Here is a 15,987-nt window from a genome sequence, read left to right on the forward strand (position 1 = left end):
ACCGAGCCGGAAATGCAAAAAGGGGCGGCCATCGAGGCCACCCCTTCATCATCCGTTCTCGTGACTGTCCGGTCTCATGCGGCTTCTTCGACCTGGGCCGGGCCCGAATCCTTGCCGCGGGCATCGACGTCGCGATCGACGAACTCGATGACGGCGAGCGGAGCATTGTCGCCGTAGCGGAAGCCGGCCTTCATGATCCGGCAGTAGCCGCCGGGACGAGTGCCGTAGCGGGGGCCGATGACGGCGAACAGCTTGCGGACCATGTCCGCGTCGCGGATCTGCGACATGGCCAGGCGACGCGCATGCAGGCTGTCGGTCTTGCCCAGCGTGATCAGCTTCTCGATGACCGGACGCAGATCCTTGGCCTTCGGCAGCGTGGTGATGATCTGCTCGTGCTTGATCAGCGCGGCGGACATGTTGGCGAACATCGCCTTGCGGTGCTCGGTCGTCCGGTTGAACCGACGACCGCGAAATCCATGACGCATGATGGCTCTTCCTTGGTTGATGGCCGCCGTGCCACGGTACGGCCAAGCGCCCCGATACGGGGCTTCTGATTCCGCATGACCCCGCGGCGGGATTGTTTTTCGACGTCGGGGCGACGAACCCCTCTGTCATTCCGGGCTCTGATTTGCAGCCCCGGAATGACCGAACGGACTGGCGTCAGTAGTGCTCTTCGAACCGCTTGGCGAGGTCCTCGATGTTCTCCGGCGGCCAGCCGGGGATGTCCATGCCGAGGTGGAGGCCCATGGCGGCGAGCACTTCCTTGATCTCGTTGAGCGACTTGCGGCCGAAGTTCGGGGTGCGCAGCATCTCGCCCTCGGACTTCTGGATGAGGTCGCCGATATAGACGATGTTGTCGTTCTTCAGGCAGTTCGCCGAACGAACCGACAGCTCGAGCTCGTCGACCTTCTTGAGGAGGGCCGGATTGAAGGGAAGCTGCGGCGCGAGCGGCTGCGCCTCCTCCTTGCGGGGCTCCTCGAAGTTCACGAATACCTGGAGCTGGTCCTGGATGATGCGTGCGGCATACGCCAGTGCATCCTCGGGCGTGACCGCTCCGTTGGTCTCGATCGTCATCGTCAACTTGTCCTTATCGAGATCCTGGCCCTCGCGGGTGGTCTCGATGCGGTAGGACACCTTGGTGACCGGTGAGAACAGCGCGTCGACCGGGATCAGGCCGATCGGCGCGTCCTCGGGGCGATTGCGCTCGGCCGGGACGTAACCCTTGCCGGTCGCGACCGTGAACTCCATCCGGATCTCGGCGCCGTCGTCGAGGGTGCAGATCACGAGGTCGGGGTTGAGGATCTGAATGTCGCCGACGGCCCCGATGTCGCCGGCGGTGACGAGGCCGGGGCCGGTCTTGCGCAGGGTCAGGCGCTTGGGCGCCTCGGTCTGCGAGCGGATCGCGATCGTCTTGATGTTGAGGACGATGTCGGTCACGTCCTCGCGGACGCCGGGGATCGACGAGAATTCGTGCAGCACGCCGTCGATCTGCACCGAGGTCACGGCCGCGCCCTGGAGAGAGGACAGCAGGACCCGGCGCAGGGAGTTGCCCAGGGTCGTGCCGAAACCGCGCTCGAGCGGCTCGGCGACGACGGTGGCGACCCGCTTGGGGTCGTGCCCGGTCGAGACCTGGAGCTTGTTCGGCTTGATGAGCTCTTGCCAGTTCTTCTGAATGACCACGGTCCTACCTCTCGCACTACGTGTCGCGATCCGTGAAACGCTGGACCGCGTGTGATGCCCTGCCCCGCGAAGATAGGCGCGAAAGGGCCTCGAATTCTCGTGTCGCCCGCGTCAGCGGACGCCTAGTTCGCCGCGACCCAGAGTTCCGGGACGAAGCTGTAGCCCTGGCCGTCGCGCGCGACGTAGCCCAGGGCCGGAAATTCCAGATGCCCCCCGGCGATGAAGCTGCGCTCCGATGCCGCCTGATCGAGGACGCGACGGCGCGTCTCGCGCGCCTGATCCACGTCGACGTCGAAGACCATGCCGGCCTCCGGACGCTTGAACTGGATGGCCGGCAAATGGATGATGTCCGCCCACATCAGGAGCGTCTCGGCTCCGGATGCGATGCGGTAGCCGGTATGGCCCGGCGTATGACCCGGCAGCGCGACGGCGGTCACATCGGGCGCGACCTCACCATCGGTGATGGTCCGAAGGCGGCCGACATAGGGAGCCGTCGCCTTCCGGGCGTTCTCGAAATACGGCTTTGCCCCGTCCGGTGCCCGCGACAGGGCGCCCTCGTCGAGCCAGTAATTGGCTTCGTCCGCGTGAAGCAGGAGTTCCGCATTCGGATACAGCGCCTCACCATCGGCACCGATCAACCCACCGGCATGATCGGGATGCAGGTGAGTGAGTAGGATCGTGCCGATCTCCTCGGGACGAAGGCCGGCGGCAGCCAATGCCCCAGGCACCCGGCCGAGCGTGTCACCGCCGAGCTTTCCCATTCCCGTGTCGATCAGCAGAGGCTTGCGGCCCGCACCGGTGATGAGGAACGCGTTCAGAGTGATCCGAGGATCGTTCGCACGAAAACCGGCCGCTTGCAGCGAGCCGGCTTCGTCCTTGGTGATGCCCGTGACAAGGTCGAGCGACCCCTGGAGGTAGCCGTCGTTCAGCACGGTGACCGTGAGGTCACCGAGCGTCCAACGCAACGCACCAGCGAGCGGCTTCGAGGCACCCTCCGCCACAGATCCCTCCGTCTTCGTCTCGGACGTCATCCGGTTCCGGCAATCCCGTTCAGACGCGACGACGCTTGCGCGGGCGGCAGCCATTATGCGGGATCGAGGTCACGTCGCGGATCGAGGTGACAGTGAAGCCTGCTGCCTGCAGGGCACGCAGAGCCGATTCGCGGCCGGAGCCGGGACCAGAGACTTCGACTTCCAGGGTACGCATGCCGTGCTCGGAGGCCTTGCGGGCAGCGTCCTCGGCGGCGACCTGAGCCGCATAGGGGGTCGACTTGCGCGATCCCTTGAACCCCATGGCGCCGGCCGACGACCACGAGATCGTGTTGCCCTGCGCGTCGGTGATGGTGACCATCGTGTTGTTGAACGAGGCGTTCACGTGGGCCACGCCCGACACGATGTTCTTGCGTTCGCGGCGGCGAACGCGGGTTGCTTCCTTGGCCATTTTTCGTCGCTCTTCCTTCAGGCACGCCCGTAATTCCAGGCGCTCGGGATTTTTGGGAGGTTGGCCAGCACATCGATGATGCGCCGGCTCGTCAGGCCGAGATGTCCTGCGGACACCCAGTCCAATGGTTCATCAGGCCGAGCGAAGCGCGGCCGGTGACGGCCGAAGACTACTTCTTCTTGCCGGCGATGGGCTTCGACTTGCCCTTGCGGGTGCGCGCATTGGTATGCGTACGCTGGCCACGGACGGGCAGGTTGCGGCGATGGCGAAGGCCGCGGTAACAGCCGAGGTCCATCAGGCGCTTGATGTTCATCGAGACGTCGCGGCGAAGATCACCTTCCACGAGGTAGTCGCGGTCGATGGTCTCGCGGATCTGCAAGACCTCGGCGTCGGTGAGCTGGTTCACGCGGCGCTCGGCCGGGATGCCGACCTTCACGGTGATTTCCTCGGCCTTCTTGGAGCCGATGCCGTGGATGTACTGCAGCGCGATGACGACGCGCTTGTTGGTCGGGATGTTAACGCCAGCGATACGGGCCAAGGTCATTCTCCATGGGGCGCTAGGGCAATCGAGCCCGGCCCGGATGATAAAGACGTGCGTCCGGTGGAGGCCGGCCCCTGCACGCCGTCCATAACGACGACGTGGCCCGCGGCCCCTCGAAGAGGTACCCCGGACCCATTGCGTGTCTGGACGAAGGAGGGTCGCGTAACGCGGCAGGGTCGAGGTGTCAACCCCGCCGTCAACGTCGATGTCAGGACGTTGCGCCAGCCACGTGCGCGTCGAGGATCGCGAACAGATCCTCGGTGACGGCCTCGACCGGCTTCATGCCGTCGATAGTCTGCAACATCCCGAGGCTCGCATAATAGGCTGAGAGCGGCGCGGTCTGCGTTCGGTACGCGGACAGCCGCGTCTTGAAGACCTCCGGCGTGTCGTCCTTGCGCACCGGCTCGCCGCGCGCCGCAGTCTCGGCCGCGCGCTTGGCGATACGGCCGACGAGAGCCTCCTCGTCGACCACGAACTCGACCACGGTGGTCAGGGCGAGGCCCTTCTCCGACAGCATCCGGTCGAGGGCAGCCGCCTGCTCGACGGTCCGGGGAAAGCCGTCGAGGATGAAACCGCCGCGCGCATCGGCCTCTTCGATCCGGTCGGCGACGATGCCAACGACGACGGAATCCGTCACGAGGCCGCCGCTCTCCATGATCGACTTGGCTTCCAGCCCGACCGGAGTCCCAGCCGCCACCGCAGCACGGAGCATGTCCCCGGTGGAGAGCTGGGGAATTCCGAGCCGCTCGACGATGCGAGTGGACTGGGTTCCCTTACCGGCTCCGGGGGGTCCGAGCAGGATGATCCGCATGGGCGTCGTTTCCTCGTGATCTACCCGCAGGCCGGGCTTCTTGATTGGCGGCGGCGACGCCTCCCGGACATCGCCCTCGGATCGAGACGGTGATGCCTCACCGTCGGCGCGTGGTGCCGCGCAGCTTGGCCTTCTTCACCAGTCCCTCGTACTGGTGCGCCATGAGATGCCCGTGGATCTGCGCCACCGTGTCCATGGTGACCGATACCACGATCAGTAGCGAGGTTCCGCCGAAGCCGAGGCTCGCCGAGGCATAGGACGCCAGGATCTCTGGCACCAGGCAGACGAAGGTAAGGTACAGCGCGCCGATCAGGGTGATCCGCGTCAGGACCTTGTCGATGAAGCTTGCGGTCCGCTCGCCGGGCCGGATGCCTGGGATGAAGCCACCGTGCTTCTTCAGGTTGTCCGCAGTCTCCTCCGGATTGAACACCACTGCCGTGTAGAAGAAGGCGAAGAAGATGATCAGCGCCGCGAAGAGCACCATGTAGAGCGGCCGCCCATGGCCGAGATAGGTCGTGATGGAGGCGAGCACGCCGGTGCCGCTCTGGTTGGCCGAGAAGCTCGCCACGGTCGCGGGAAGCAGCAGGAGCGAGGAGGCGAAGATCGGCGGGATCACGCCGGCGGTGTTGAGCTTGAGCGGCAGGAACGAGGTCTGGCCCTCGTACATCTTATTGCCGACCTGCCGCTTGGGGTAGTTGATCAGCAGCCGGCGCTGGGCCCGCTCCATGAACACGATGAAGTAGACGAGGGCCGCGGCGGCGACGCCGACACCGAGAATGACGGCGGTCGAGAGCGCGCCGGTTCGGCTGAGCTCCAGCGCACCGATGATGGCGGTGGGCAGATGGGCGACGATGCCGGCGAAGATGATCAGCGACGAGCCGTTGCCGATGCCGCGCGAGGTGATCTGCTCGCCGATCCACATGAGGAACAGCGTGCCGCCCGTCAGGGTGATGACGGTGGAGAGGATAAAGAACGGTCCGGGCTCGGTGGCGGCACTCGATCCCTGCAGGCCGAAGGCGATGCCCCAGGACTGAACGAGGGCCAGCAGCACGGTGAGATATCGCGTGTACTGATTGATGACCTTGCGGCCCGACTCGCCCTCCTTCTTCAGCGTCTCCAGCGTTGGGATCACTGAGGTTAGGAGCTGAATGATGATGGAGGCCGAGATGTAGGGCATGATGTTGAGCGCGAAGATCGCCATGCGCTCGACGGCACCGCCGGAGAACATGTTGAACAGCCCGAGCACGCCACCGGCTTGGCTCTGGAAGTTCCTGGCGAACTGCTCCGGATTGATTCCCGGAATCGGGATGTAGGTTCCCAGCCGGAACACCACGAGCGCACCCAGCGTGAACCAGATGCGCTTCTTGAGTTCGTCGGCCTTGGCGATCGCCCCGAAATTGAGGTTCGCGGCAAGCTGCTCGGCGGCTGAGGCCATGTTACCGGTTCCTAAAAACCAAGTGCCCGGGTGCCTGTCGCACCCATCACAAAGCGAAACGGCGGCCACGCGCAGGTCGCACGGGCCGCCGCTCGGATCTTCGACTTAAAGTCCGCAGTCGCTCTACGCAACCGCGGCGTCGGCGGGCTTGCCACGGGCGGAGACGCCGTCCGCGAACTCGACGGTCACGGAGCCGCCGGCCTTCTCGACCGCCGCGATGGCGGATTTCGAAGCGCGGGTGACCGTGAAGGCGAGCTTGGTGGTCAACTCGCCGACACCGAGCAGCTTCACCCCGTCGCGGTCACGGGCACAGATGCCGGCCGCCACGAGTGCGCTCATGTCCACCGGCGCCGAAGCGTCGATGCGGCCCGCATCCACCGCCTGCTGAATGCGGCCGACATTGACCTCGTTCAGATCGGCCGCATGGATGTTGTTGAAGCCGCGCTTGGGCAGGCGCCGATGCAGCGGCATCTGACCGCCCTCGAAGCCCTTGATGGATACGCCCGTCCGGGCCTTCTGGCCCTTCACGCCGCGTCCGGCGGTCTTGCCTTTGCCGGAGCCGATGCCCCGGCCGACGCGCATCCGGTTCTTGGTTGCGCCGTCGTTGTCGCGAATTTCGTTCAGCTTCATGATGCCCTCCCTCAGGCCGCGTCGCCGAGGACGCGCACGAGGTGCTGAACCTTGCGGATCATGCCGCGCACGGAAGGAGTATCCTCCAGCGTGGACACCCGGTGCAGCTTGTTGAGCTTGAGGCCGATCAGCGTCGCGCGCTGGTCGCCCTCGCGGCGGATCGGCGAACCGATCTGCTCGATACGGACAGTCTTCTGTGCCATCTGAGCCTCCCCTTACGCCACTGCGGCTTCGGAGAGGTCGGATGCATCCGCATCGCGACGACGTGCCTGCAGCGCCGAGACCTTGAGGCCACGGCGAGCGGCGACAGCCCGGGGGCTGTCCTCGTTCTTGAGCGCATCGAAGGTGGCGCGCACGAGGTTGTAGGGGTTCGACGAGCCGAGCGACTTCGCCACCACGTCCTGCATGCCCAGCGTCTCGAAGACGGCGCGCATCGGGCCGCCGGCGATGATGCCGGTCCCCTGGGGAGCGGCACGAAGGATCACCTTGCCGGCGCCGTGACGGCCCTGAACATCGTGATGCAACGTGCGGCCCTCGCGGAGCGCGACGCGGACGAGGCCGCGCTTGGCGGCTTCGGTCGCCTTGCGGATCGCCTCAGGCACTTCGCGCGCCTTGCCGTGGCCGAAGCCGACGCGGCCCTTCTGGTCGCCGACGACGACGAGGGCCGCGAAGCCGAAGCGACGCCCACCCTTCACCACCTTGGCGACGCGGTTGATGTGGACGAGCTTGTCCACGAACTCGCTGTCGCGCTCCTCGCGCTCGTCGCGGCGGCCGCGGCCCCCGCCTTCCCGTTCACGTGCCATCGTTTCTCGATTCCATCTCACTGGCGCGGGCGGCGGGCCCGCTCGCTTGAGTCGTCATGGACAGGGGGACGGCCGAGACCGTCCCCTCCCCGCCGGTCTTTAGAATTCCAGACCGCCCTCGCGGGCAGCCTCGGCCAGCGCCTTGACGCGGCCGTGATAGAGGTAGCCCGAGCGATCGAAGATCACCTGGGTGACGCCCGCGGCCTTGGCACGCTCTGCAACGAGCTTGCCGACGGCCTGGGCTGCCGCAACGTCCGAACCGGTCTTGAGGCCGGTGCGCAGATCCTTGTCGATGCTGGATGCGGCGGCGAGGGTCCTGCCCTCGGCGTCGTCGATCACCTGAACGTAGATCTGCTTCGAGGAGCGGAACACCGAGAGTCTCGGACGTCCCTTGGCCGCGGCCCGCAGCGCGCGGCGCACACGCGCCTTGCGGCGGTCGAGTGCATCGATTTTGCGTGACATGATCGCCGGCCCCTACTTCTTCTTGCCTTCCTTGCGGAAGATGAACTCGCCCGCGTACTTCACGCCCTTGCCCTTGTAAGGCTCGGGACCGCGATAGTCGCGGATCTCGGCGGCGACCTGACCGACAACCTGCCGGTCGATGCCGACGATGTTGATCTCGGTCGGCTTCGGCACCGTGATCGTGATCCCCGCGGGAATCTCGTACTCGATGTCGTGGCTGTAGCCGAGCGACAGCTTGAGCGCTTTGCCGGCCATGGCGGCACGATAGCCGACGCCCGTGATCTCGAGCTTCTTTTCGAAGCCCTTCGATACGCCTTCGACCAGGTTCGCCACCTGAGCCCGGGACGTGCCCCAGAGCGACCGAGCCTGCTTCGACTGGTCCTTCGGCTGAACCGATACCGCGCCGTCCTCGAACGACACATTCACGAGGTTCGGAACGACGAACTGGAGTTCGCCCTTCTGGCCCTTCATCTTAACCGTCTGACCGGTCACCGTCGCCGTCACACCGGACGGGACGGGAACGGGCTTCTTGCCTACGCGAGACATGGCCTTTCCTCCTTCGTCCGAGATCAGAACACCTTGCAGAGCACTTCGCCGCCGACGTTGCGCTCGCGCGCCTCGTGGTCGGCCATAACGCCCTGCGGGGTGGACACGATGGTAACGCCGAGACCGTCGGCGACGCGGGGCAGTTCACCGACCGACGAGTAGACGCGGCGGCCAGGCTTCGAGACGCGCTGGATCGAGCGGATGACGGGCTGGCCGTCGTAGTACTTCAACTCGATCGCGAATTCCGTGCGGCCATTTCCGTAATCGGTGGTGGCGTAGTCACGGATGTAGCCCTCGGACTTCAGAACGTCGAGGACGCTGGCACGCAGGCGGGAACCGGGCGTCTGGACGACGTTGCGCCGACGCTGCTGACCGTTGCGGATACGGGTGAGCATATCGCCCACGGGATCGTTGACCATGGTGCGTGCTCCTTACCAGCTCGACTTGACGAGACCGGGGATCAGACCCTGGTTGCCGAGTTCGCGAAGCGCGATGCGCGAGACGCCCATCTTGCGATAGAAGGCGCGCGGGCGGCCGGTCATGCCGCAACGGTTGCGAACGCGGTTCGGCGACGAGTTCCGCGGAAGCTCCGCGAGCTTGAGGCGCGCCTCGAAGCGCTCCTCCATCTCGAGGGCCTCGTTGTTGGCCGTGGCCAGAAGGGCCTTACGCTTGCCGGCGTAAAGCTTCACCAGGGCCTTGCGGTGGTTGTTCTTCTCGATCGAGCTTTTCTTTGCCATGTCTGTCTCCGGTGTCCGCGTATAAGGACCGCTAGGGTTCTTACTGCCGGAACGGGAATCGGAACTGCGTGAGGAGCGCGCGCGCCTCCGCGTCGGTCTGGGCCGTTGTCTGGATCACGATGTCCATGCCCCAGGTCGCCTCGGCCTTGTCGTAGGAGATCTCCGGGAACACGAGGTGCTCCTTGAGGCCGAGCGCGTAGTTGCCGCGTCCGTCGAAGGAGCGCGGGTTCAGGCCGCGGAAGTCGCGGACGCGCGGGAGCGCGATCGTGACGAGCCGGTCCATGAACTCATACATCCGCGCCTTGCGCAGGGTTACCTTGCAGCCGATCGGCATCCCTTCACGGACCTTGAAGGTCGCGATGGCCTTGCGGGCCTTGGTGATCACGGGCTTCTGGCCGGCGATGAGGGCCAGGTCGCCGGCAGCGACGGTGGCCTTCTTCGAATCCGCCGTCGACTCACCGACGCCCATGTTGATGACGATCTTCTCGATCGTCGGAACCTGCATAGGGTTCTTGTAGCCGAACTCCTCGATCAGCTTCTGACGAATGACTTCGTCATAATGCTTGCGCAGGCGCGGGACGTAGTTGTCAGCGTTCTTCTCAGCCATCGATCAGATCCCCCGAGCGCTTGGCGAACCGGACCTTGCGGCCGTCGTCGAGAATGCGGAAACCAACCCGCGTCGGCTGCCCATCCTTGGGGTCGGCGATCGCGAGATTGGAGAGATGAATGGCGGCCTCTTTCGAGATGATGCCGCCTTCCTGGTTCTGCGTCTGCTTCTGGTGCTTCTTGACGAGGTTGATCCCCCGTACCAGCGCCTTGTCGTCCTTGGGCATCACCTGCACCACCTCACCGGAGCGACCCTTGTCGCGGCCGGTGAGAACGATGACCTTGTCGCCCTTCTTGACCTTGGCAGCCATCACAGCACCTCCGGCGCGAGCGAGATGATCTTCATGTGGTTGCGGCCGCGAAGTTCGCGGGGGACCGGTCCGAAGATACGGGTGCCGATCGGCTCCTTCTGATTGTTGATCAGAACGGCGGCGTTCTTGTCGAAGCGGATGACCGATCCATCGGCACGCTTCACTTCCTTGGCGGTGCGCACGACGACCGCCTTCATGACGTCGCCCTTCTTCACACGGCCGCGCGGAATCGCTTCCTTGACCGACACGACGATGATGTCGCCGACGCCGGCATATTTGCGCTTCGACCCGCCGAGAACCTTGATGCACATCACGCGACGCGCACCAGAATTGTCGGCGACGTCCAGATTCGTCTGCATCTGGATCACAAGAGTGACCTTTCCTTGTTTCAGGCGGGTTTCCGCACACGGACGGTATTGTCCGGCGGACGACGCCTGATGGGGATCTGATGTCCCCGTCCATTAGTCAGACCGCGCTATCGGCGCTTTGAAGCGCCGGCGCGGTCACCGCCGCCAGTGGAGACGAATCCGTCGCCACGAAAACATTTGCGAAGATCGGTCGCCTACACGGAACCGACGATCGGTGCAACCCCTCAGGCGGCGGGAGCTTCCGCCGGCGCCGAAGCGGAAGCCGCCTCGACGAGCTTCCAGGTCTTGGTCTTCGAGAACGGACGGCACTCCTCGATCGACACGGTCTGGCCGACCTTGGCGACGTTGGTCTCGTCGTGGGCGTGGTAGTTCTTCGAACGACGGACGGTCTTCTTCATCACCGGGTGGGTGAAGCGCCGCTCCACCTTCACGACGATCGTCTTCTGGCCCTTGTCGCTGACGACGACACCCTGCAATACGCGCTTCGGCATGGTTGACTCCTCAGGCCTGCGCCGAGCTAAGCGTCTTCTGACGCTGAAGCGTGCGAACGCGGGCGATATCGCGACGGACCTCACGGACACGCGCGACGTTCTCGAGCTGGCCGGTGGCGCCCTGGAAGCGCAGGTTAAACTGCTCCTTCTTCAGGTTCAGCAGCTCGTCGTTCAGTTGGTCTGGCGACAGGGCGGCCAGATCCGACTGTCTCTGCGATGACTTCATGATCCCCTCCCTCAATCAGCGATGCGCTGGACGACGCGCGTGCGGATCGGGAGCTTCGCCGCACCGAGGCGAAGAGCCTCCTTGGCGATGTCCTCGGCCACGCCGTCGACTTCGAACATGATACGACCGGGATGCACGCGGGCAGCCCAGAACTCCGGCGCGCCCTTGCCGGAGCCCATGCGGACTTCGGTGGGCTTGGCGGTGACCGGGACATCCGGGAAGATCCGGATCCAGACACGGCCCTGGCGCTTCATCTCGCGGGTGATCGCACGGCGAGCCGCCTCGATCTGGCGAGCGGTGATCCGCTCCGGCTCCACGGCCTTCAGGCCGAAGCTACCGAAGTTGAGTTCGAAGCCGCCCTTGGCCGCACCGTGGATGCGGCCTTTAAACTGCTTGCGAAATCGGGTCTTCTTGGGTTGCAACATGGCAGCCTCTCAACACCTTCCTTGGGGCTGGCGTGCGATCAGGCGTGATCGCGACGGCCGCGGCCGCCTTCGCCATCGCGCTCACGGCGTCCGCCCGAACGGCCACCCTCTTCCTGAGCACGCTTGTCCTGGGCCATCGGGTCGTGCTCGAGGATCTCGCCCTTGAACACCCAGACCTTGATTCCGCACGTCCCGTAGGTCGTGAAGGCTGTGGCGACACCGTAATCGACGTCGGCGCGCAGCGTATGGAGCGGCACGCGACCCTCGCGGTACCATTCCTGACGCGCGATCTCGGCACCGCCGAGACGACCGGAGCAGTTGATCCGGATACCCTCGGCGCCGAGGCGCATGGCCGACTGGACGGCGCGCTTCATGGCGCGACGGAACGCGACGCGGCGCTCCAGCTGCTGGGCGATCGAATCGGCCACCAGGGTCGCATCGATCTCGGGCTTGCGCACCTCGACGATGTTGATCGTCACGTCGGCCTTCGTCATGGTGCCGACGAGCTTACGCAGCTTCTCGATGTCCGCGCCCTTCTTGCCGATCACCACGCCCGGACGACCCGAGTGGATGGTAACGCGGCACTTCCGGTGCGGACGCTCGATCACGATCTTCGAGACGGCGGCCTGCTTCAACTGCTTCATCAGGGACGCGCGGATCGCGACATCCTCGTGCATCAGCTTGGCGTACTCGCCCTTCTGGGCGAACCAGCGCGAGTCCCAGGTCCGGTTGATGCCGAGCCGCAGACCGATCGGATTGATTTTCTGGCCCATCAGGTCCTCCTCACGCCGCTTCGGCGGTTGGGACTTCGCGCACCACGATGGTGAGGTTCGCGAAGGGCTTCAGGATGCGGGCGCCACGACCGCGGGCGCGGGCATGGAAGCGCTTGAGCACGAGGGCCTTGCCGACGAAGGCCTGGGACACGACGAGATCGTCGACGTCGAGGTCGTGGTTGTTCTCGGCATTGGCGATGGCGCTCTCAAGGCACTTCTTGACCTCGCGGGCGATGCGCTTCCTGGAGAATTCGAGATCGGCGAGCGCCGACTCGACCTTCTTGCCGCGGATGAGCTGCGCAACGAGATTGAGCTTCTGAGGACTCACGCGCAGCATGCGCGCAACGGCCTTAGCCTCGTTATCCGGCAGCGCGCGGGGGGTGGCTTGCTTGCCCATCTCAGCGCCTCTTCGCCTTCTTGTCGGCCGCGTGGCCATGGAAGGTCCGGGTCGGCGAGAACTCGCCGAACTTGTGACCGACCATCTCCTCGGACACGTAGACCGGGATATGCTTCTGCCCGTTGTGCACACCGAAGGTGAGCCCGACGAACTGCGGCAGGATCGTGGAGCGACGGCTCCAGATCTTGATGACTTCGTTGCGGCTGGATCCGCGAGCGGTCTCAGCCTTCTTGAGGAGGTAGCCGTCGATGAACGGCCCCTTCCAGAGCGAGCGTGCCATGATGGTTACTTCTTGCGGTTGTGACGGCTGGACAGGATGAAGACGTCGGTCCGCTTGTTGGACCGGGTCTTCTTACCCTTCGTGGGCACGCCCCAGGGAGTGACCGGATTGCGGCCGCCCGAGGTACGTCCCTCACCGCCGCCGTGCGGGTGATCGACCGGGTTCATCGAGACGCCGCGGTTGTGCGGGCGCTTGCCCAGCCACCGATTGCGGCCCGCCTTGCCCAGCGAGATGTTCATGTGATCGGGATTGGAGACCGCGCCGACCGTGGCGAAGCAATGGCCGTGAACCAGGCGCTGTTCGCCCGAGTTCAGGCGGAGCGTCACGTAGCCCTGATCGCGACCGACGATCTGGGCGTAGTTGCCCGCCGACCGTGCGATGGCGCCGCCCTTGCCGATCTTGAGCTCCACATTGTGGATGATCGTGCCGACCGGCATGTTGCCCACCGGACCGGTATTGCCAGGCTTGATGTCGACCTGTTCGGCCGCCACGACCTTGTCGCCCGGGGTGAGGCGCTGCGGAGCGATGATGTAGCTCTGCACGCCGTCCGGATAATTGATCAGGGCGATGAAGGCGGTGCGGTTGGGATCGTACTCGATCCGCTCGACCGTCGCCGTCACGCCGAGCTGGTCGCGACGCTTGAAGTCGACGTTGCGCAGCGTCCGCTTGTGGCCGCCACCGCGGAACCGCACCGTGATGCGACCGAGGTTGTTGCGGCCGCCGGACGACGATTTGCCCTCGGTGAGCTTCTTGACCGGCTTGCCCTTGTAGAGCTCACGGCGGTCGACGAGCACGAGCTGGCGAAGGCTCGGCGTGACCGGTTTGAATGTCTTCAAGGCCATCGGTGGTAATCCTTAACCCGACTGTCTCAGAGGCCGGTCGTGACGTCGATCGTTTCACCCTCGGCGAGGGTCACGATCGCTTTCTTCACGTCCGAACGCTGTCCGCGGAGACCGCGGAAGATCTTCTTCTTGCCCTTGGTGACGAGCGTGTTCACGCCCGTGACCTTGACGTCGAACAGCTTCTCGACCGCTTCCTTGATCTGCGGCTTGGTGGCCTTCGGGGCAACCCGGAAGACGACCTTGTTCTGCTCGGTGAGGTTCGTCGCCTTCTCCGTGATCACGGGGGAGACGATGATGTCGTAGTGGCGCGGATCGGCACTCATTTGAAACGCGCCTCCAGCGCATCGACGGCGGCGCGCGTCAGCACGAGCTTGTCGCGGCGCAGGATGTCGTAGACGTTGATGCCCTGGACCGGCAGCACATCGATCATCGGGATGTTGCGGGCGGCGCGACCGAAGTTCACGTCGACCTCGGGCCCGCTGATGAACAGCGCGCTCGACAGACCCATCTTGCCGAAGCGCTCCACGAGGCCTTTGGTCTTGCCCTCGGCCAGCGTGATGTCGTCGACGATGATGAGCGTCGCGTCCTTCACCTTGGACGAGAGCGCATGCTTGAGCGCCAAGGCGCGGACCTTCTTGGGAAGGTCGTGGGCATGGCTGCGCACGACCGGGCCGAAGGCGCGTCCACCACCGCGGAACTGCGGAGCGGATGCGGCGCCGTGACGGGCGTTACCCGTACCCTTTTGCTTGTACAGCTTCTTGCGGGTCCGGTTCACATCCGAGCGGTTCTTGACCGCATGGGTGCCGGCCTGGCGCTTGGCGAGCTGCCAGCGGACCATGCGCTGGAGCAGGTCGGCGCGGGGCTCCAGACCGAAGATGGCCTCGTCGAGCTCGACCGTACCGGCTCCGGTACCGTCAAGCGTGGTGATATCGAGCTTCATCACGCATTCTCCTCGGAAGCGGGAGCCTCGGGAGCCGGGGCTTCGGTCGCAGGTGCGGCAGCACCCTGCTCGCGGAACTTGCCAGGCTGCGGAACGTCGGCGGGGAGCTTGCGCTTCACCGCATCGCGGATCTGGATCCAGCCGCCTGCAACGCCGGGGACGGCGCCTTCGACCAGGATCAGACCACGCTCGGGGTCGGTGTGAACCACGCGCAGATTCTGCGTCGTGACCCGATCGACGCCCATGTGACCGGGCATCTTCTTGTTCTTGAAGGTCTTACCGGGATCCTGACGACCGCCGGTCGAACCGATGGAGCGGTGCGAGACCGACACGCCGTGCGTCGCCCGCAGACCGCCGAAATTCCAGCGCTTCATGCCGCCGGCGAAGCCCTTGCCGGTCGACGTGCCCGTCACGTCGACGAACTGTCCGGCGATGAAGTGGTCGGCCGTGATCTCGGCACCGACCGGGATCAGCGCATCTTCGCTGACACGGAATTCGGCGAGCTTCTGCTTCGGCTCGACCTTGGCGATCGCGAAGCGGCCGCGCTCGGCCATCGACACGTTCTTCACCTTGGCTTTGCCGACGCCGACCTGAAGGGCGACGTATCCGTTCTTCTCGACGGTGCGGTGGGCGACCACCTGGCATTGATCGATCTTGAGTACGGTCACGGGGATATGTTCGCCTGCATCCGTAAAGACGCGGGTCATCCCGACCTTCTGTGCAATGACGCCTGAGCGCATAGGTGTCTCCCTCGCGCGATGAAACGGTAAGCTCTAGATCCCAGCGGGACTTAGAGCTTGATCTCCACGTCCACGCCGGCGGCGAGGTCGAGCTTCATCAGCGCGTCCACGGTCTGCGGCGTCGGATCGACGATATCGAGCACACGCTTATGCGTGCGCATTTCGAACTGCTCGCGCGACTTCTTGTCGATGTGCGGCGAGCGGTTGACAGTGAACTTCTCGATATGCGTCGGCAGCGGGATCGGGCCACGGATGGTGGCGCCGGTGCGCTTGGCGGTCGAGACGATCTCTCGGGTGGACGCATCGAGGATACGATGGTCGAACGCCTTGAGGCGGATGCGGATATTCTGACCGTTCATGACCTGAAACCTTAGCGGGACGTGGAAGGGGCGGGCGCGAGGACCCGCCCCTCAGTCGTTCCCTGCAGACGTGATCGTATGCGTGGATTAGTCGTTGATGGCAGCGACGACGCCGGCTCCGACGGTTCTGCCACCTTCACGGAT

Annotated in this window: 28 protein-coding genes; all 28 read right to left on the reverse strand. The window is 65.0% G+C overall.

Annotated elements, in window-relative coordinates:
- Positions 1–74: 74 nt before the first annotated feature.
- The 28 genes from rplQ to rpsJ all read right to left on the reverse strand — a co-directional run bounded on the left by rplQ (position 75) and on the right by rpsJ (position 15,843).
- Entirely contained in the window at positions 75–485 is a 411-nt protein-coding gene (gene rplQ, locus ACFE7U_RS08755; RefSeq protein WP_375409342.1) for a 50S ribosomal protein L17, read from the reverse strand.
- Positions 486–660: 175 nt separating this feature from the next.
- The gene (locus tag ACFE7U_RS08760) at positions 661–1,680 is read right to left on the reverse strand and encodes a DNA-directed RNA polymerase subunit alpha (protein ID WP_375409343.1); all 1,020 of its coding nucleotides are present in this window, start codon (positions 1,678–1,680) and stop codon (positions 661–663) included.
- 122 nt (positions 1,681–1,802) lie between these two features.
- Positions 1,803–2,681 carry an MBL fold metallo-hydrolase gene (locus ACFE7U_RS08765; RefSeq protein ID WP_375409363.1) on the reverse strand — a complete coding sequence of 293 codons (879 nt, stop codon included), beginning with the start codon at positions 2,679–2,681 and terminating at the stop codon, positions 1,803–1,805.
- Positions 2,682–2,730: 49 nt separating this feature from the next.
- Complete coding sequence (rpsK, locus tag ACFE7U_RS08770; protein WP_292505145.1) at positions 2,731–3,120, reverse strand: 30S ribosomal protein S11; 390 nt, start codon at positions 3,118–3,120, stop codon at positions 2,731–2,733.
- Between the two features lie 169 nt (positions 3,121–3,289).
- Positions 3,290–3,658, reverse strand: coding sequence for a 30S ribosomal protein S13 (rpsM, locus tag ACFE7U_RS08775; RefSeq protein WP_375409344.1), 369 nt, complete (start codon positions 3,656–3,658; stop codon positions 3,290–3,292).
- Positions 3,659–3,869: 211 nt separating this feature from the next.
- Positions 3,870–4,472, reverse strand: a complete 603-nt coding sequence (locus ACFE7U_RS08780; protein WP_375409345.1) for an adenylate kinase — start codon at positions 4,470–4,472, stop codon at positions 3,870–3,872.
- Between the two features lie 97 nt (positions 4,473–4,569).
- Positions 4,570–5,907 carry a preprotein translocase subunit SecY gene (secY, locus tag ACFE7U_RS08785; protein ID WP_375409346.1) on the reverse strand — a complete coding sequence of 446 codons (1,338 nt, stop codon included), beginning with the start codon at positions 5,905–5,907 and terminating at the stop codon, positions 4,570–4,572.
- A gap of 123 nt (positions 5,908–6,030) precedes the next feature.
- On the reverse strand, positions 6,031–6,537 hold the full coding sequence (gene rplO / locus ACFE7U_RS08790) for a 50S ribosomal protein L15 (protein WP_375409347.1): 507 nt from the start codon (positions 6,535–6,537) through the stop codon (positions 6,031–6,033).
- Between the two features lie 11 nt (positions 6,538–6,548).
- Positions 6,549–6,740 (reverse strand): 50S ribosomal protein L30, encoded by a 192-nt coding sequence (gene rpmD, locus ACFE7U_RS08795; RefSeq protein ID WP_375409348.1) that lies wholly within the window; start codon positions 6,738–6,740, stop codon positions 6,549–6,551.
- Positions 6,741–6,752: 12 nt separating this feature from the next.
- Entirely contained in the window at positions 6,753–7,340 is a 588-nt protein-coding gene (gene rpsE, locus ACFE7U_RS08800; RefSeq protein ID WP_055881662.1) for a 30S ribosomal protein S5, read from the reverse strand.
- A gap of 99 nt (positions 7,341–7,439) precedes the next feature.
- Complete coding sequence (gene rplR, locus ACFE7U_RS08805; protein ID WP_375409349.1) at positions 7,440–7,802, reverse strand: 50S ribosomal protein L18; 363 nt, start codon at positions 7,800–7,802, stop codon at positions 7,440–7,442.
- Positions 7,803–7,814: 12 nt separating this feature from the next.
- Complete coding sequence (rplF, locus tag ACFE7U_RS08810) at positions 7,815–8,348, reverse strand: 50S ribosomal protein L6 (RefSeq protein ID WP_375409350.1); 534 nt, start codon at positions 8,346–8,348, stop codon at positions 7,815–7,817.
- A 23-nt stretch (positions 8,349–8,371) separates the two neighbouring features.
- Entirely contained in the window at positions 8,372–8,767 is a 396-nt protein-coding gene (gene rpsH, locus ACFE7U_RS08815) for a 30S ribosomal protein S8 (RefSeq protein ID WP_055881679.1), read from the reverse strand.
- 12 nt (positions 8,768–8,779) lie between these two features.
- Positions 8,780–9,085, reverse strand: a complete 306-nt coding sequence (gene rpsN, locus ACFE7U_RS08820) for a 30S ribosomal protein S14 (protein WP_375409351.1) — start codon at positions 9,083–9,085, stop codon at positions 8,780–8,782.
- A gap of 40 nt (positions 9,086–9,125) precedes the next feature.
- Positions 9,126–9,692, reverse strand: a complete 567-nt coding sequence (gene rplE / locus ACFE7U_RS08825) for a 50S ribosomal protein L5 (protein WP_375409352.1) — start codon at positions 9,690–9,692, stop codon at positions 9,126–9,128.
- Positions 9,685–10,002, reverse strand: coding sequence for a 50S ribosomal protein L24 (rplX, locus tag ACFE7U_RS08830; protein ID WP_375409353.1), 318 nt, complete (start codon positions 10,000–10,002; stop codon positions 9,685–9,687). The genes rplE and rplX overlap by 8 nt, the downstream gene beginning before the upstream one ends.
- The gene (rplN, locus tag ACFE7U_RS08835; RefSeq protein WP_055881693.1) at positions 10,002–10,370 is read right to left on the reverse strand and encodes a 50S ribosomal protein L14; all 369 of its coding nucleotides are present in this window, start codon (positions 10,368–10,370) and stop codon (positions 10,002–10,004) included. Before rplN ends, rplX begins: the two co-directional genes overlap by 1 nt.
- A gap of 224 nt (positions 10,371–10,594) precedes the next feature.
- Positions 10,595–10,861 (reverse strand): 30S ribosomal protein S17, encoded by a 267-nt coding sequence (gene rpsQ / locus ACFE7U_RS08840; protein WP_375409354.1) that lies wholly within the window; start codon positions 10,859–10,861, stop codon positions 10,595–10,597.
- Positions 10,862–10,871: 10 nt separating this feature from the next.
- Positions 10,872–11,087: a 50S ribosomal protein L29 gene (gene rpmC / locus ACFE7U_RS08845; RefSeq protein ID WP_375409355.1), complete on the reverse strand. Its 216-nt coding sequence runs from the start codon at positions 11,085–11,087 to the stop codon at positions 10,872–10,874.
- 11 nt (positions 11,088–11,098) lie between these two features.
- The gene (gene rplP / locus ACFE7U_RS08850; protein ID WP_375409356.1) at positions 11,099–11,512 is read right to left on the reverse strand and encodes a 50S ribosomal protein L16; all 414 of its coding nucleotides are present in this window, start codon (positions 11,510–11,512) and stop codon (positions 11,099–11,101) included.
- A 38-nt stretch (positions 11,513–11,550) separates the two neighbouring features.
- Positions 11,551–12,285 (reverse strand): 30S ribosomal protein S3, encoded by a 735-nt coding sequence (rpsC, locus tag ACFE7U_RS08855; RefSeq protein WP_375409357.1) that lies wholly within the window; start codon positions 12,283–12,285, stop codon positions 11,551–11,553.
- 10 nt (positions 12,286–12,295) lie between these two features.
- The gene (gene rplV / locus ACFE7U_RS08860) at positions 12,296–12,682 is read right to left on the reverse strand and encodes a 50S ribosomal protein L22 (protein WP_375409358.1); all 387 of its coding nucleotides are present in this window, start codon (positions 12,680–12,682) and stop codon (positions 12,296–12,298) included.
- 1 nt (position 12,683) lies between these two features.
- Positions 12,684–12,962, reverse strand: coding sequence for a 30S ribosomal protein S19 (rpsS, locus tag ACFE7U_RS08865; protein ID WP_018044225.1), 279 nt, complete (start codon positions 12,960–12,962; stop codon positions 12,684–12,686).
- A 5-nt stretch (positions 12,963–12,967) separates the two neighbouring features.
- Positions 12,968–13,804, reverse strand: a complete 837-nt coding sequence (gene rplB, locus ACFE7U_RS08870) for a 50S ribosomal protein L2 (protein WP_375409359.1) — start codon at positions 13,802–13,804, stop codon at positions 12,968–12,970.
- Between the two features lie 26 nt (positions 13,805–13,830).
- On the reverse strand, positions 13,831–14,127 hold the full coding sequence (locus tag ACFE7U_RS08875; RefSeq protein WP_056091577.1) for a 50S ribosomal protein L23: 297 nt from the start codon (positions 14,125–14,127) through the stop codon (positions 13,831–13,833).
- Positions 14,124–14,744, reverse strand: coding sequence for a 50S ribosomal protein L4 (rplD, locus tag ACFE7U_RS08880; RefSeq protein ID WP_375409360.1), 621 nt, complete (start codon positions 14,742–14,744; stop codon positions 14,124–14,126). Before rplD ends, ACFE7U_RS08875 begins: the two co-directional genes overlap by 4 nt.
- Positions 14,744–15,484, reverse strand: a complete 741-nt coding sequence (gene rplC / locus ACFE7U_RS08885; RefSeq protein WP_375409361.1) for a 50S ribosomal protein L3 — start codon at positions 15,482–15,484, stop codon at positions 14,744–14,746. Before rplC ends, rplD begins: the two co-directional genes overlap by 1 nt.
- A 50-nt stretch (positions 15,485–15,534) precedes the next feature.
- Positions 15,535–15,843 carry a 30S ribosomal protein S10 gene (gene rpsJ / locus ACFE7U_RS08890; protein ID WP_018044230.1) on the reverse strand — a complete coding sequence of 103 codons (309 nt, stop codon included), beginning with the start codon at positions 15,841–15,843 and terminating at the stop codon, positions 15,535–15,537.
- Positions 15,844–15,987: the final 144 nt, after the last annotated feature.

It is taken from the genome of uncultured Methylobacterium sp. (assembly GCF_964251405.1).
Classification (GTDB): Bacteria; Pseudomonadota; Alphaproteobacteria; order Rhizobiales; family Beijerinckiaceae; genus Methylobacterium.